Annotated in this window: 13 protein-coding genes and 1 tRNA gene; 12 read left to right on the top strand and 2 right to left on the bottom strand. The window is 57.8% G+C overall.

What is annotated here, in order from left to right; genetic code table 11:
* Positions 1–69: 69 nt before the first annotated feature.
* The gene (locus tag ACEN9F_RS15610; RefSeq protein ID WP_413421034.1) at positions 70–3873 is read left to right on the top strand and encodes an Ig-like domain-containing protein; all 3804 of its coding nucleotides are present in this window, start codon (positions 70–72) and stop codon (positions 3871–3873) included.
* Here ACEN9F_RS15610 and ACEN9F_RS15615 read toward each other — a convergent pair.
* Positions 3870–5831 carry an amino acid permease gene (locus ACEN9F_RS15615; RefSeq protein WP_413421036.1) on the bottom strand — a complete coding sequence of 654 codons (1962 nt, stop codon included), beginning with the start codon at positions 5829–5831 and terminating at the stop codon, positions 3870–3872. The two genes, ACEN9F_RS15610 and ACEN9F_RS15615, sit on opposite strands and share 4 nt — an antisense overlap.
* A gap of 145 nt (positions 5832–5976) precedes the next feature.
* On the opposite strand from ACEN9F_RS15615, the gene ACEN9F_RS15620 reads away from it, so the two are divergent.
* From ACEN9F_RS15620 to ACEN9F_RS15670, 11 genes are all read left to right on the top strand, one after another.
* Positions 5977–6061, top strand: a tRNA-Leu gene (locus tag ACEN9F_RS15620).
* 437 nt (positions 6062–6498) lie between these two features.
* A complete protein-coding gene (locus ACEN9F_RS15625; protein ID WP_413421038.1) occupies positions 6499–6933 on the top strand; it encodes a hypothetical protein in 435 nt (144 codons plus the stop codon).
* A 510-nt stretch (positions 6934–7443) separates the two neighbouring features.
* On the top strand, positions 7444–8145 hold the full coding sequence (locus tag ACEN9F_RS15630) for a DUF2971 domain-containing protein (RefSeq protein ID WP_413421040.1): 702 nt from the start codon (positions 7444–7446) through the stop codon (positions 8143–8145).
* Between the two features lie 257 nt (positions 8146–8402).
* Positions 8403–8798: a pentapeptide repeat-containing protein gene (locus ACEN9F_RS15635; RefSeq protein ID WP_413421042.1), complete on the top strand. Its 396-nt coding sequence runs from the start codon at positions 8403–8405 to the stop codon at positions 8796–8798.
* 122 nt (positions 8799–8920) lie between these two features.
* Positions 8921–9364 (top strand): hypothetical protein, encoded by a 444-nt coding sequence (locus ACEN9F_RS15640; RefSeq protein WP_413421044.1) that lies wholly within the window; start codon positions 8921–8923, stop codon positions 9362–9364.
* A 96-nt stretch (positions 9365–9460) separates the two neighbouring features.
* A complete protein-coding gene (locus tag ACEN9F_RS15645) occupies positions 9461–9976 on the top strand; it encodes a hypothetical protein (protein WP_413421046.1) in 516 nt (171 codons plus the stop codon).
* A 114-nt stretch (positions 9977–10090) separates the two neighbouring features.
* Positions 10091–10579, top strand: coding sequence for a hypothetical protein (locus ACEN9F_RS15650; RefSeq protein ID WP_413421048.1), 489 nt, complete (start codon positions 10091–10093; stop codon positions 10577–10579).
* A 56-nt stretch (positions 10580–10635) separates the two neighbouring features.
* Positions 10636–11016, top strand: coding sequence for a hypothetical protein (locus ACEN9F_RS15655; RefSeq protein WP_413421050.1), 381 nt, complete (start codon positions 10636–10638; stop codon positions 11014–11016).
* A gap of 96 nt (positions 11017–11112) precedes the next feature.
* Positions 11113–11589, top strand: coding sequence for a hypothetical protein (locus ACEN9F_RS15660; RefSeq protein ID WP_413421052.1), 477 nt, complete (start codon positions 11113–11115; stop codon positions 11587–11589).
* A gap of 526 nt (positions 11590–12115) precedes the next feature.
* The gene (locus ACEN9F_RS15665) at positions 12116–12652 is read left to right on the top strand and encodes a hypothetical protein (protein WP_413421054.1); all 537 of its coding nucleotides are present in this window, start codon (positions 12116–12118) and stop codon (positions 12650–12652) included.
* 98 nt (positions 12653–12750) lie between these two features.
* On the top strand, positions 12751–13911 hold the full coding sequence (locus ACEN9F_RS15670) for an IS30 family transposase (protein WP_413421056.1): 1161 nt from the start codon (positions 12751–12753) through the stop codon (positions 13909–13911).
* Between the two features lie 111 nt (positions 13912–14022).
* Here ACEN9F_RS15670 and ACEN9F_RS15675 read toward each other — a convergent pair whose 3' ends face one another.
* The gene (locus tag ACEN9F_RS15675; protein WP_413421058.1) at positions 14023–14829 is read right to left on the bottom strand and encodes a class I SAM-dependent methyltransferase; all 807 of its coding nucleotides are present in this window, start codon (positions 14827–14829) and stop codon (positions 14023–14025) included.
* Positions 14830–14894: the final 65 nt, after the last annotated feature.

The following is a 14894-nucleotide window of genomic DNA, read 5'->3' on the forward strand; positions in this document are numbered from 1 at the left end:
GCGCAGTGAAATCGCCCTATACTCGCCTGACTTCATGGTCACTCCCGACCACCACCAGGAAAGATAGAGATGACTGCCATCACGCAACCCACTTATTCCAGTTCCGACGGCTACATCGGCGAACAATTCTTCACCATACATTTCGATGTCGCGCTGGACGCCGCGAATCCGCCGCCGACCAACGCCTTCGACATGCAGATCAACGGCAGCGGCGTCACCGTGACCGGCGTCACCGTCGACAGCGCCGCCAAGACCGTGGCCCTGACCTTCAGCGCCTCGGCGCTCACCGCCGGCGACATCATCGAGTTCTCCTACAGCGACCCGACCGGCGCCAATGACGTCAACGCCATCCAGGGCACGGACGGCACCGATTCCGTCACCTTCAGTTCCAGCACCATCGTCATGGGCGGCCGCCCCGGCCCGTCCGCGCCGCCGACGCCGACCGTCTCCAGCGGCAGCGACAGCGGCACGCTGGGCGACGGCATCACCAGCGACACCACGCCGACGCTGACCGGCACCGCCGCCGCCAACGCCGTCGTCAAGCTGTACGACACCGACGGCACCACGCTGCTGGGCACCACCACCGCCGACGGCAGCGGCGACTGGAGCATCACCAGCAGCACGCTGTCCGAAGGCGGCCACACGCTGAAGGTGACCCAGACCGACGGCGGCAGCCTGACCTCGCCGCTGAGCACCGGCCTGACGCTGACCATCGACACCACGGTCGTCGCGCCGACCACGCTGGCGCTGGACGCCGGCAGCGACAGCGGCACCCTGGGCGACGGCATCAGCAACGCCAGCATGCCGGTGATCACCGGCCACTCCGAAGCCAACGCCACCGTGCGCCTGTACGACACCGACGGCACCACGCTGCGGGGCAGCGGCACCGCCGACGGCGCCGGCAACTGGACCATCGTCAGCAACCCGCTGACCTCCGGCGAGCACACGCTGACGGTCAAGCAGACCGACGCGGCGGGCAACGTCTCGGTCGCCTCCAGCGGCTTCACCTATACCCTCGACACCATCGGCCCGGTCGGCCTGCAACTGAGCACCACCAACGTGACGATGTCCAGCGCCACCAACGGCGCCACCATCGCCACGCTGTCGGCCACCGACGACACCGACATCACCTACGGCTTCCAGGCCGGCAACGGCACCATCGACGCCGACAACGGCAAGTTCACCGTTTCCGGCAGCAACCTGGTGGCGGCGCAGAACCTGAGCGCCGGCACCTATCACATCTATATGAAGGCCACCGACGCCGCCGGCAACGACGCCTTCCAGATCTTCAGCATCGACGTGGTGGACGCGCCCGGCGTCGCCTCGATCGAGCGCGCCGCCAGCGCCTCGTCCACCGTGCCGACGGCCGCCACCTCGGTGTCCTACACGGTCACCTTCAGCCAGTCGGTCAACGGCGTCGACGCCTCCGACTTCACGCTCACCACCAGCGGCAGCGCCGCCGGCACCATCGACTCGATCACCGGCAGCGGCGACACCTACACCGTCACCGTCAACGGCATCAGCGGCGACGGCACGCTGCGGCTGGATGTGAACAGCAGCGGCACCGGCATCGAGAACGGTTCGGCGGTCGGCATCATCGGCGGCTACGCGGCGGGCCAGACCTTCACGCTGGACCACACGGCGGCCTTGGCGCCGTCCACACCGGCGATGACCGCCGGCACCGACACCGGCACCTCCAGCAGCGACGCCATCACCAACAACGTCCTGCCGGCGTTCACCGGCACCGCCGAGGCCAACGCCACCGTCAAGCTGTACGACACCAACGGCACCACCCTGCTGGGCACCACCACCGCCGACGGCACCGGCAACTGGAGCATCACCAGCAGCACGCTGGCGGAAGGCAGCCACACGCTGACCGTCAAGCAGACCGACGCCGCCGGCAACGTCTCGCTCGCCAGCGGCGGCCTGACGGTCAGGATCGACACCACGGTCGCCGCGCCGGCCACGCCGGTGCTGGCCACCGCCAGCGACGGCGGCACGCTGGGCGACGGCATCACCAACGCCGCCACGCCCACCATCACCGGCACCGCTGAAGCCAACGCCACCGTCAAGCTGTACGACACCGACGGCACCACCCTGCTGGGCACGGCCACCGCCAGCGGCTCGGGCGCCTGGAGCATCGTCTCCAGCACGCTGAGCGAAGGCGACCACACGCTGACCGTCAAGCAGACCGACCGCGCCGGCAACATCTCCACCGCCAGCAGCGGCCTGGAGTTGTTCATCGACACCGAGGCGCCGACGGCGCCGGGCGCGCCGGTGCTGGCCACCGCCAGCGACAGCGGCACCGTCGGCGACGGCATCACCAACGCCGCCACGCCGACCTTCACCGGCACCGCCGAGGCCAACGCCACCGTCAAGCTGTACGACACCGACGGCACCACCGTGCTGGGCACCGCCACCGCCGACGGCAACGGCGACTGGAGCATCACCAGCAGCGCCTTGTCGGTCGGCGGCCATACGCTGACGGTCAAGGCGCTCGACCTGGCCGGCAACGTCTCCGTCGCCGGCCCGTCGCTGGAGTTGACCATCGAATCGCCGCCGGAACCGCCAACCACGCCGCCCACCACCGTCGACGGCGTGCCGGTCACGCAGCAGCCCGTCACGCTGCCGGGCGGCGGCAGCGGCACCCAGATCGTCATCCCGATCGTCACCCCGGGCCGCAGCGAGTCCAGCGGCAGCGCCGGCGTGGCCGACATCCCGCTGGTCACCAGCGGCAACGCCAATCTGCTGCTGGCGCAGGTCGCGCCGGGCTTCGGCCTGACCGCCACCGGCGGCGCCAGCCAGCCGGCCGGCGATTCGCTCGACCACCTGATCCAGGCCATCCGCGCGGCCACGCCGGACCACCCGACCAGCGACCAGAGCCACCTGACCGGCAACGGCCTGACCTTCCTGACCCAGCTGGCCTCCACCGTGCCGCTGCTGGTCCAAACCATCACGCCGACCAGCGGCACCACCGCGCCGACCGGCGCGCTGACGCTGACCGGCACCAGCACCGAAGGCCAGCACACGGCGCTGGTGATCGACGTCAGCAATCTCCCCAGCGGCAGCAACCTGGTGTTGAACTCGGTGGACTTCGCCGCCATCGTCGGCAGCGTCAACGTGACCGGCAACACCACCGGCCAGATCCTGACCGGCGACGCCGCCAGCCAGCAATTCACCGTGTCTTCCGGCAGCGGCAGTTCGGTGTTCTCGGGCGGCGGCGACGACAGCCTGGTCTTCGGCACGACGGCGCCGCTGCAGGGTGCCGCCGGCGGCGCCGGCGCCATGGGCGCGGCGGGGGAAGCCAACACGACCATCCTGCATGGCGGGCTGGGCAACGATACCGCCGTGTTCAGCGGCGCCAGCGCCGACTACACGGTGGTCAACCACGACGGCTACGTCGTCGTGACGGCCAAGGCGCAGCCCAACCAGCACGCGCTGGTGCTCAACGCGGAAAGCCTGAAATTCAGCGACGCCACGGTGGCGGTGGTCAACAACGCCGCGATCTCCTCGATCGCCGGCCTGTACCAGGACGTGCTGGGACGCCAGGCCGACTATCTGGGCGTCGAGTTCTGGACCACCGCCGCGAAGAACGGCCTCAGCCTGGGCAAGATCGCGCTGGACCTGATCAGCTCGGCGGAAGCGCAAGGCCGGAACGCGGCCGCGTTCAACGGCGACAGCGCGCACGACGTCGAGCTGCTGTACCAGAACATCTTCAGCCGTCACAGCGATGCCGGCGGCCTGACGTACTGGACCGACAAGATGGCGCACGGCATGACGCTGGAACAGGTGGCGCAGAACTTCATGGTGTCCGAGGAAGTGAAGCTGCACAAGATCGGCGTGCAGGACTGGGACTTCCTGCTGCCGGCCTAAACCTTCATCGGCAGAATCACCATCTGCAACCCCTCCAGGTGCAGGCGGCGCTGGGCAGCCAGCGCCGCCTGGTTGTGCAGCAGCCGCGTGAACCAGTTATCGGAAGAGAAGATCAGCTTGCTCGTGAAGAAAATCGCGTGCGGGAACTCGCGGCTGATCTCCTCGCACAGGCGCGTCACCTCTTCCACCGCATCGGTGCCGAAGCCCAGGTAAGACGAGGCCGCCATGCCGTGGCTGTGGCAGAAATCGACGAAGTACTCCAGCGTCTCGGCCGCCTCCTCGCGCATCTGCTCCAGCGCGCCCTCGCCGCCGTAGGCGTGCGAATCGACCGTGCGCGCGTTCACGAACAAAAAATTCTTGAAGTGGTTAGGGAACATGCGCTGCACCCACAGCAAGGCGTGCAGCCCGCCGCCGCGCGAATTGCCGACGATGAACACGGCGGTCTGCGCTTCCGGATCCGGCTCCACCGGCTCGGTGCCGGGGCCGAAGGGCTGGCTGGCGAACACCTCGTCCACCGAATGGATCGCCTGCTTGGTGGCGCGGTAGTGGCGGCGGATGTAGACGCACAAGGCGGCGATCGCGGCGATGATCACCGCCGTCGCCCAGCCGCCCTCGGTAAAGCGCTCGATCAGCAGGATCGCCAGGATGCCGGCGCAAATCACGAAGCCGGTGGCCGACAGCAGCCAGCGGCGCTTCCAGCGCGTGCCCTTCCTGCGGTTGCGCGACCAGTACAACACCAGCCCGAACAGCGAAATCGCGAACGTCAGGAACACCGAGATCGAATACAGCACCACCAGCAGGGTCACGCTGCCGCCGGTCCACCACAGGATGGCCAGCGCCGCGATGCCCATCACCAGGATGCCGTTCTGCGTCACCAGCCGCGTCGACAGGTAACGGAACTTGTGCGGCACCCACGAATCGGCCGCCATGTTCGACAGCACCGACGGCCCGCCGAGGAAACCGGTATTGGCCGCCACGAACAGCAGGCCGGCCTCGAACGCCAGCACGATCACCAGCAGCAGCTGGTTCAGCATCTCGCCGCCCAGGCCCATGCTGGCGATGATGGTCTTGAAGGTCGACGCATTCAGGGTCTCGCCCGGCACCGGCCGCGCGTCCCACAGCAGGTACAGCAGGATGATGCCGCCGGCCGTGAAGGCCAGCGACAGCGCCATGTACAGCATCGTCATCTTGCCGGTACGCACGCGCGGCTCGGCAAGCAGGTTGACGTTGTTCGACACCGCCTCCAGCCCGGTGTAGGTGCCGCCGCCCTGCGAATACGCCAGCAGCAGCATGCCCGCCACGCCGGCCCAGCCGATCTGGCTGGCCAGGTCGCCGGTCTCGGCCATCGTCGCCGGGATCAGCTGCGGCAGGTGCGAGGCGTGGGCGAAAATGCCATACACGATCAAGACCAGATGCGTGGCCACGAAGCCGAGGAAGATCGGCAGCAGGATCTGGATCGCCTCCTTCAGGCCGCGCAGGTTCATCACGATCAGCAAGCCGATGAAGAACATCTCCGCCCACAGCTTGTAGGGCTGGAAGCCCAGCGGCAGGAACGAGGCCAGCGCATCGACGCCGGAAGCGATGGAAATGGCGATCGTCAGCACATAGTCGAGGATCAGCGCGCAGCCCGAGATCAGGCCCATGTACGGCCCCACCAGCTTGGTCGCCACGCGGTAGCCGCCGCCGCCCGTCGGGAACAGCTCGATCACCTGGTTATACGCCAGCGCGATGATGAACACCGTCACGGCGGTGGCGATCGCCATGTACAGGCCCAGGTGGGTGTGCGTGCCCAGCGCGCGGAAGGTTTCCTCGGGACCGTAGGCGGAGGAGGACAGGCCGTCGGCGCCCAGCCCGACCCAGGCCAGGAAGGCCACCAGCGCCATCGAATGGCGGGTCTCGCTCTTCATCGGGTCGAGCGGCTTGCCCAGGATAATCTCGCGTATCTTCTTGTTTTTCATGCTTTTGCGCCGGCGCGGAGCCGGCAAAGTCTGGCGGTAGGCGAGATGATACCCGCTTCGGATGGGCAGAAAACTTGTTTAAATATAAAAAAACACCCCCAGGGTTGCGGCAGGGGGGCAAATCAGTGATAATGCTGGTCGCGTTGCCTCGGTGGTGGAACTGGTAGACGCAGCGGACTCAAAATCCGCCGCCGCAAGGCGTGCCGGTTCGATTCCGGCCCGAGGCACCAATCGTTACAATCCATGTAAGCCAGTATCAGTCAAGAACCCGCCCCTCTCCTATGACGGCGGGTTTTTTATTGGCTAAGCCAGTCTCCCCCTGAATCCCACCAACTCTGATTTCTGACGGTATTTCTTACGGTAGGTTTGCCAGCTAAATCCGTATACCGTCACAGAGCGAGGCAGCGGTGGCTTTGACAGACACCTTCGTGAATAACGTCACCCGCCGTAGTCCAAGCGGCATCGATAGTCATAAGCCAGACGCGCAAATTAGATCGTGCCGCCGAGGTCTATGCTATCAAAGCCGGTCTGCTCGGCCACTTTTGGTCGGCTATGAGGCTTCATCGGTTTGGCGTGAGAATTCGTGAGTTTTACAGATAAGCAAGCTGCTATCCTGAACTCCCTCGGCTGAGTTCGGCCAGAAGCAGACTTCATAGACAGAAAAAGTATGGCGACTAAGGACATTCTTGAATTTCCGCCGCATTTCCCGCCAACTGACAAGTGGAAGAAATTTTTTATAGGCATACGTTGGTTGGGGCCGGACCTGTCCTTTTTCAAAACGTTAAAAGAGCTTCAGGCGCGTCGAACTGCCGCAGATATGTCTCAGTTGGGAGGCGGTGAGCGGCAGACCTTGGCAGAAAAGATATCGCAGATATTGCACGAGCAGCTCGATTGGCGTTCTGCTGTGTTTATTCCTCAGGATGTCGCAATTGTTGCTTTTCATGGCCCGCGTTTCGACTTTAGCGACCCTGAAGCCGCCTTTGATGATATTGTTGAAATGCTAGAGCGGGACTACTCATTAATTCCCTCACGTTCATTTTGGGAGTCCACTGAACATGCAACATTTGGACAACTGGTCGATGGACTGCTTGCACTTCGGTGACAAAGTACGGCCAGAAGCCGCCCTTGAAAATCACTACAAACCTAATACCTTGAAATGCTCACTGCCCAACAGCAAATTTGCCGGCGATTCAATGCCCAATACATGCCGCCTGATGCGCATGAGAAGGTCGGGCTCGCTCTGAGAACTTTAGCGACTGTCCCTCTCCATGCGGTTCGAGTCCGGCCAGAGAACGGGGATTGTGGCTGGTACATCTACGGTGGCGAGCATTCTAAGGATCCTAATTTTTATCAGCCGCTATGCGCTGCCCACGTGTCGGACTACTGCGATAGGATTGTTCCGTATCTAGGGCTCCCGCCAGGATGGCGAGTTTTACTCGCGCCGGATTACGAAGACGTTTGGTTCGATGAAGAATTATTGAAAAGCGAAGCTAATGGCACATAGCGGCCAAAAATGGACTGTCGGAATTTCACATGATTTCGTAAGTTTCGCTAATAAATTTGCATGACGCGAAGCTTTACGTTATTGATTTTTTCTATTTGAGGAGATGTAGTGTACGAAGCCCATAGTTCCATTAAAACACCAGATGAAGACACCACTATTTGGCGCTACATGAGCCTCGAAAAACTACTTTCCATGCTCTGCACAAAGAAATTATTTCTTAACAGGGCTGATAGCTTTTTAGACCCCTGGGAGGGAGTTTGGCCGAAGCAATTTGTTGCTGACATAGGTGATAGCTGGAAGGAAGATCATGTAACTGAGTTTATTGGAGCGTCGCAGGCACTTCGCCAAACATTCTTTGTTAGTTGTTGGCACGAAAGTAAATTTGAATCAGCTGCTTTGTGGGATCAATATGCGAAGTCAGCTGGATTTGCTATTAAGACGACGGTGGGGAAATTAAAGCATGCCATAACCGATGAAAAAAATTTCTTTTTAGGTAGAGTTCAATATCTAGACTATGAACGCGACAATGTTGGCGAACTAAATATGCTTAGGCTTCCCTACATGAAAAGAAAAAGCTTTCAGCATGAAAATGAGGTAAGACTACTTCATTGGGAAATTCCGGAGGGTGAATCAACTCCAAGGGACAGTCATGCGTTGTCAGTAGACCTATCAGTGCTAATTGATGAAGTATACACCTCCCCTACTCTCGATGAGTGGTTGATTCCACACTTGCAAGAGCTTTTAGTAAGGTTTGATCTTAAAAGCATTTCACTTAATAAATCAAATCTATATGCACCTCATGTTTATTAAATTAACCTATTGGCGTCTAACGTAAATTGAAAAATTTTTCCAATGATAATTCTGGTTTTTAGAATAAATCTAGAAATTTGCAACGGGGCCTAGGCAATTAAATTGACACACGGAGTCTTGGTGACGACGAAGGTCCGAGTTGGGGCGGCAACATCAAACGTGACAAAGTTTGAGCCTTGCGGGTACGCAAGATGCTACGTTGTATAGGGCCAGCCGATTTCGACCAAAAGCTGCCTGTCGTTGTAGAAAGTTTTTATATGAATTCACATTCAACCGAAAGCTACAATCCACCTGAAAACCGAGCCGAGCTTGAATTGCGATATGCTGCTGGAGAACGGCACTTCCCGAATACCGACTTGAGCGGCGAGTCCCTTGTTGGAATCAAACTGGATGGTGCTGACTTCGAAAAGCATTCTTGTTTTTTTGATGCTGATTTTTCTAGAGCTAGCTTGCGCGGCGTGAGCTTTAGAGAATGCAATCTTAAATGTGCTAATTTTTCAGCCGCCGACCTCACTGGCGCAATACTCGAACTTGCCGCAATCGAGTCAATAAAGACGAATGGCGCGAAACTAGAGGAAGTCAAAGCCTGTGGCGCAAGCTTCTACGGCTGTGAACTTGGCGAGAACGATGAACTGCCATCTTGGGAGTTGTAAGCTGACGCCCGAGTTCGGCCAGCTGCAGACGGTCACTTTCCTTGAAGCCGTTTACACTTCGCGAGTTTTGTCTGTGCTTGTCGAAGCTAAACTATAGCTCTCTATCCAAAAGGAGGTTTGAGATGAAAAGTGCTATGTGTCTAGCGATTCTGGTTTCCAGCGGTCTGACAGCGCTTCAATCTGCAAGCGCGGCGTGTAACGCGCAGTCCGTGGTCGTCTCAAGCGGGAAAGTTGAGATAGCACACTATGAGGTCGTGCCCTCCGAAATCCATCGATTTACGCTACCCAATGGTTTCACTTTGGGTTTGAAGATTGAACCAGCATCGCCTGAGAAAAACCAAGAGATTGCAAAGAAAAGCGAGGCGCGCGCGCCCACCGAATGGGTGAAGATATCTCTCTACGACCTTCGAAATAAACTGCCCAAGGAGTTGACCCACACCTGGGGTGGAGCCAACTCCTATCAAGGATATGGGCCAGCTGGCGGGGCAGACAGGGTGACGGAAATTGGTGAGCCAGGGGTTGAACTTAAACTCAGCAAACCCAAGTGTACCAATTCCACTTCCTGACTAAATCGATGGAAATCGGCCAACAACGGCCGTTCGAAAACCTTGTCATAGCAGGACAACTGCCAGACAAATTTTTACGTTTGAATTTGAAGAAATATGAACAAAGATATATTTAGCTGGGTCCAACTTTCAGTATGCCTTCTAATTGCGGGATTGCCGGCCACGGCTATGTCTCAAGTGTCGGCGAGCGTAGTCACCGAGTCTCGAGATGCCTCATCCGCCGCCATCGGTACTTTGAATTTTACGGTTGGCCGGTTGGCACGAGACTGCCTGCCTATCCTTAATCGTCCGGAAACCGCGAAAGAGTTTTTGGCGGTTTGGCAGCAGCGAAACGCGAAATATCTGTCCGCGTCTATCAAGTATATGGGGAAGCGCTTGGACGAGGCAAAGAGCACTGGTGGCGACGCCGGAGTTAAGGCTGTTCTTGGATCTTATCAAAATGCAATCAGTAAAGACGGCGGAGGAGCTGTTCAAGATTGGTTCAGTAAAGGAAAAAAGGAAGAAGTGTGCCAGCGAGCCATCTCAATAATAGAGGCAGGTGGAATGGATATTTCCTCCAAGATGCCGATGTATGATGAGCTCGAATCTTTGTCTTTTTGGGCCGCGGAATAAAGTAGGTATTTGCGACTAGGCTTTAGACCGCACGCGACAGTAGGAGCATGGCAGAATTCGGCCAAAAACCGACATTTCGTTCATTCCGTACTTTGCTAACCATTGAGAATCTCCATGCTTGACCCGGAAGACACGCCACCATCGCTAGCAAGTTTTGCTCAATATTTTCGCATTGGTATAGAGGTCGGAATTTGCTGTCCAGATCAGGCTAGAGATTGGGCATTCTCTATCATTGATAAAATGGATGAGCCGCCCGGTGAAATAATCGAGGTCACGTGGCGAAAGCCGCTTGCAGCGTTGCTCTTGGATCTCAATGACGTCAAGGGTGAACCTGATCTAAACTTGGTTTGCGGATGGCTACTCGGAACACTTTCAGCGGCAGTACAGTCCATGAACGGCGACCTCGATGGACCAGTACGTCAGGCAACGCAGATCGCTCGTACAGTGGGGTCATCCGACCTCTACTATATTTTCGATTCCATTGAAGACGGGATTCATCTCGCTGATAGTCAAACGTATGGGACAACCGAAGAATGCCGACGAGATTTTCTCAATGCGTTGAACAAATACGCCACTCAACCGTTCGCTTATGCCAAGATATAGTATGAGTGCTATCGGCCAACAGCAGACGGCCCAAGACTACTAGAACAAGGAATCGGATGAAAAAGGAACTGGCCTTCCAGACACTTGAAAGCTATCTAGCCAGAATTCCAGCCGTTGTTCAACCCTTTGGCAATGGCGTTGAAGATGATGGTAGCTGGTGGATAAAGTTCGCGATTGACATTGACAATCCGCTGGCTTGGCACGCTGTGCAGGAGCTTGGGCACGTATTAAATTACTTATCGATAAACGAACGGCTTCCAACATCTTTTGTTCCGGTATCGCCTCCACCGTACATGAATGGTGGACCGAGAGATTCCTTATCTTGGGTCATTGAATGCTCGGATAAAGATTTTAAGCCTGGCACGGTAGCAAAGTGGCTTGAAGAGCGACTACCGAAGCCAGTTGATGACCTGACGTTATGGAATGTTGATAGCTGATGGCACGCGGCCAGAAGCCGTCATTGTAGGGTCAGCCCCTGCCAACGGAATTTGAATTTCAGATGGCGGCAATAATTTCAATGCAAAGAGTTATTGATGAATGTTCGTAATCCCCTCGTCATTTTGATTTCCATCCCGTTCTTATTTAACATCGGGGCAGTATATAGTGCACCTCCTAACTATCCCCACGCGCTGGGTTATGTAGTAGCACAGATTCGGTATGTGGGATGGATGGGAGAACTTTGCTCCGAACGGTTTCCAGAAATGAAAGGCCAAAACACTTCGTCATACCTTGCTTGGAAGGAAAAAAACAGAATGTTTATTGACGAAATGGAGGGCTACTTAGCGAAGGCGAGCGAGCGCCTGCGCGCACTTTCGCCAGATGGCGCTGACCTCGGTTCTTTTATCGATGCACAGAAAGAATCACTCAAACAAGAAAACGAAGCTCGCGGAGACAAGACGTATCGGTGGATGTGTGAACGCTATCCAGGACGAATCGCTTCTGATACCAATGACCTTGAGTCAGCATTGGCAGAATCTGTGGCAATTGTTCGACGCGGTCCTGATGGTTGATACTCGCTCTGAATATACCGGAACCGGCCAGAAGCAGACAGCGACCATTATAAAGAGCATGGCGATGATGCATATTCTTGAATTTCCTGCACATTTTCCACCGACTAACAAGTGGAAGAAGTTTTTCATAGGCGTCCGATGGTTGGGCCCGGACCTGTCTTTTTTTAGCGCTTTAAAAAACTCCAAGCAGACCGGGACGCAGCCGAGATGTCACAGTGGGGAGGCGGTGAACGCCAAATTTTGGCCGGTAAAATATCACAAATACTGCACGAACAGCTCGGTTGGCGTTCTGCTGTTTTCATTCCTCAAGATGTCGCAATGGTAGCCTTTCATGGTCCGCGGTTCGCATTCAGTGACGCTGACGGCGCCTTTGAAGATATTGTGGAAATGCTTGGCCGAGAGTACTCTTTGACTCCCCCAAGTTCATTTTGGGAATCGATGGAGAAGGCGACACTTGGACAATTGGTAGACGGCTTGCTTACTCTCCGATGACGGACTACGGCCACAAGCCGTCGTTTAAAACGTAGTGTGGAACTGGCTTATTTTGCTTTTAATTGGGATTGTCATAATGTGTTTTTGCGCGCAGTTCAATGATTTAGAGTTTCTTCGTGCGGCCATAACGAAAAGAATCAAAGACAGCCGCCAATTGAAGAAGTCGTTAACCGTGGTTTCCAAGCATCTGGACGGTGAGCATAAGCTCTATCATTGCGCGGCATGCGGTCAGCTCTGGCAAGGTAGTCGGGCGTGGAATTGGGGCAACGAGGAATATCTTTTCAGGGTGCCGCCCGTTGAGCCTACCGGCTGGGAATCAGAGGTTTATGTGCAGCCTGACGACCTCCTAATGATCACCGCTGTTATGCATGATTTCCTGACGCGCGGCGCGTTCACAGAGACTGCCTCGATTTGCCGAACTGAAGGTTGTTCAAAACACGCGGTTTCCGGCGCAGTCAATTGCCTGAGACACCATCTGGGCAACTTGAAAAATTTAGGGACTATGCCGTCATACCCAGTTGGACGCTGGTTTGGTCCGTATGTTCGTGAGAGCATTGTTCCACACTTCTAGCGTTGTTACTACTTTACGGTATGGCCGTCAACGGCTGCGGATTCAATCGGTGGTCGCAACACTCTAACCTAAATGCATAAGCATGAGGAGTGTTGATCATGAAACAGAGACCCCGGATCTATTACACTGAAAGCCAGAAGGCTCTGATGTGGGATCGTTGGAAGCAAGGTGACTCCCTTCAGATGATTGCGCAGTTGTTCGATCGAAACCACTCATCGATCCAACATATTTTTGCAGAGACAGGCGGCATACGTCCAGCACAGCGTTGCCGATCCGTGCGGGCTCTGACGCTATCTGAACGCGAAGAAATATCGCGGTCGGTCGTCACAGGGGAATCAGTGCGCGCACTCGCGCGGCGCCTACGGCGCGCGCCGTCGACCGTCAGCAGAGAAATTAATCGCAACGGTGGCCGCGCGGCATATCGCGCAGTCCAGGCGGATCAGCATGCTTGGGATCAGGCGCGTCGCCCCAAACGTTGTAAGCTGACCGAGAGTCAGGAACTGGCCGAACTGGTCGCCGGCAAGCTCCAACTCGAGTTGTCGCCCGAGCAGATTGCTGGATGGCTCAAGCACATCTTCCCAAGTTCGGAGGGGTATCACGTGTCGCACGAGACGATTTACCGCAGCCTCTACATCCAGGCGCGCGGCGCGCTGAAGAAGGAGCTTCTTGAGCATCTACGCCGGACCCGCGCCATGCGCCGCTCCCGTCATCATACTCAGAAGACGGATGACCACGGCAGGATCAAGAATGCGATATCGATTAGCGAGCGCCCCGCCTCTGTGGAGGACTGGGCGGTCCCCGGGCATTGGGAAGGCGATCTGCTGTTCGGCAGCCATAACAGTCAAATCGCGACGCTCGTCGAGCGCCAGACGCGCTACGTTATGCTGGTCAAGGTCGCGGGCAAAGACACGCAAACCGTCGTGGACGCATTGATCCAGCATGCCATGAAACTGCCGCAGGAACTTTACAAATCCCTTACTTGGGATAGAGGAAAAGAGCTCGCTGATCACAAACGATTTAAGTTGGCGACCGATATCCAAGTCTATTTCTGCGATCCGAAAAATCCTTGGCAGCGCGGTTCAAATGAAAACACCAACGGACTTCTTCGACAGTATTTTCCAAAGGGTCTCGATCTGTCGGGCTACTCACAAGGTCAGCTCGATGCGGTGGCGAACCGACTGAACGGTCGCCCCAGAAAGACGTTAGACTATGAAACTCCAGCACAACGATTCGAACGATGTGTTGCATTGACCGATTGAATCCGCAGGTGCAAGCCGCCGGTCACCAAATGTCTCAAGTGAAGTTCTTAATATGTAAAAAAGCACCGGCTTCCGGTGCTTTTTCATTTCTGTCGCTGCCGCGTCCCCCTATCAAGCGCGCGTGATCACCACCTCCAGATATTCTCCCGGCACGATCAGCGACGCCTCGCCCGCCGTGTTGAAGCGGTCCAGCAGCGCGAACAGATCCTGCTCCAGCGCCAGCACGCCTTGCTCGTCGAGCGCGGCGAAGGCCTTGTGCACCGGTCCGTAGTAGTCGCGGAACACCTGCAGCCAGTGCGCAGGCGATGCGTAACGGAAGTTGAAGTGCTTGCGCTCCACCCGCATCTGCGCCGTCCCGGCGCCGAACAGTTCGCGCAGATAATCTTCCGTGCCCCACAGCGCCGGCGACTTCAGGCCGGCCGGCGGCGGCACATGCTTGCCTATCGTCTTGAACAGCTGGCCGACGACGCCTTCAGGCGTCCAGTTGGCCATGCCGATGCGGCCGCCGGGCCGCACCACGCGCAGCATTTCGGCGGAAGAGCGCAGGTGGTCCGGCGTGAACATGATGCCGAACGTCGATAGCGCGACATCGAAGCTGGCGTCCTCGAACGGCAACGCCTCGGCGTCGGCTTCCTGGAAATGCACCACCATGCCTTCCGCCTCGGCGCGCCTGCGGCCCTTCTCCAGCAGCGCCGGCACGTAGTCGGTGGACGTCACTTGCGCGAAGCGGTGCGCGGCGGCCAGCGTGGCGTTGCCGTTGCCGGCAGCGATGTCGATGACGTGCTCGCCGGCGCGGATGTCGGCGGCCTCCGCCAGCATTTCGCCGACGATCTGCAGCGTGACGCCGACGACGGCGAAGTCGCCGCTGGCCCATGTAGCCTGCTGGCGTTGCTTGATGGCGTTAAAATCAGCATTCATGGCACTCTCCCGGTAAAGGATAGGTTAGACCGGGAGATAACGCGGCGGTTCGCAGTCCAACGAGG

The organism is Duganella sp. CT11-25, from assembly GCF_047302815.1.
Classification (GTDB): domain Bacteria; phylum Pseudomonadota; class Gammaproteobacteria; order Burkholderiales; family Burkholderiaceae_D; genus Rugamonas.

Bases quoted from the DNA above. Each gene is read 5' to 3' on its own strand.
- ACEN9F_RS15675 (WP_413421058.1), bottom strand. From the start codon at position 14,829: ATGAATGCTGATTTTAACGCCATCAAGCAACGCCAGCAGGCTACATGG.
- ACEN9F_RS15655 (WP_413421050.1), top strand. From the start codon at position 10,636: ATGAAAAAGGAACTGGCCTTCCAGACACTTGAAAGCTATCTAGCCAGA.
- ACEN9F_RS15640 (WP_413421044.1), top strand. From the start codon at position 8,921: ATGAAAAGTGCTATGTGTCTAGCGATTCTGGTTTCCAGCGGTCTGACA.
- ACEN9F_RS15615 (WP_413421036.1), bottom strand. From the start codon at position 5,831: ATGAAAAACAAGAAGATACGCGAGATTATCCTGGGCAAGCCGCTCGAC.
- ACEN9F_RS15635 (WP_413421042.1), top strand. From the start codon at position 8,403: ATGAATTCACATTCAACCGAAAGCTACAATCCACCTGAAAACCGAGCC.
- ACEN9F_RS15625 (WP_413421038.1), top strand. From the start codon at position 6,499: ATGGCGACTAAGGACATTCTTGAATTTCCGCCGCATTTCCCGCCAACT.
- ACEN9F_RS15660 (WP_413421052.1), top strand. From the start codon at position 11,113: ATGAATGTTCGTAATCCCCTCGTCATTTTGATTTCCATCCCGTTCTTA.
- ACEN9F_RS15610 (WP_413421034.1), top strand. From the start codon at position 70: ATGACTGCCATCACGCAACCCACTTATTCCAGTTCCGACGGCTACATC.
- ACEN9F_RS15670 (WP_413421056.1), top strand. From the start codon at position 12,751: ATGAAACAGAGACCCCGGATCTATTACACTGAAAGCCAGAAGGCTCTG.
- ACEN9F_RS15645 (WP_413421046.1), top strand. From the start codon at position 9,461: ATGAACAAAGATATATTTAGCTGGGTCCAACTTTCAGTATGCCTTCTA.
- ACEN9F_RS15650 (WP_413421048.1), top strand. From the start codon at position 10,091: ATGCTTGACCCGGAAGACACGCCACCATCGCTAGCAAGTTTTGCTCAA.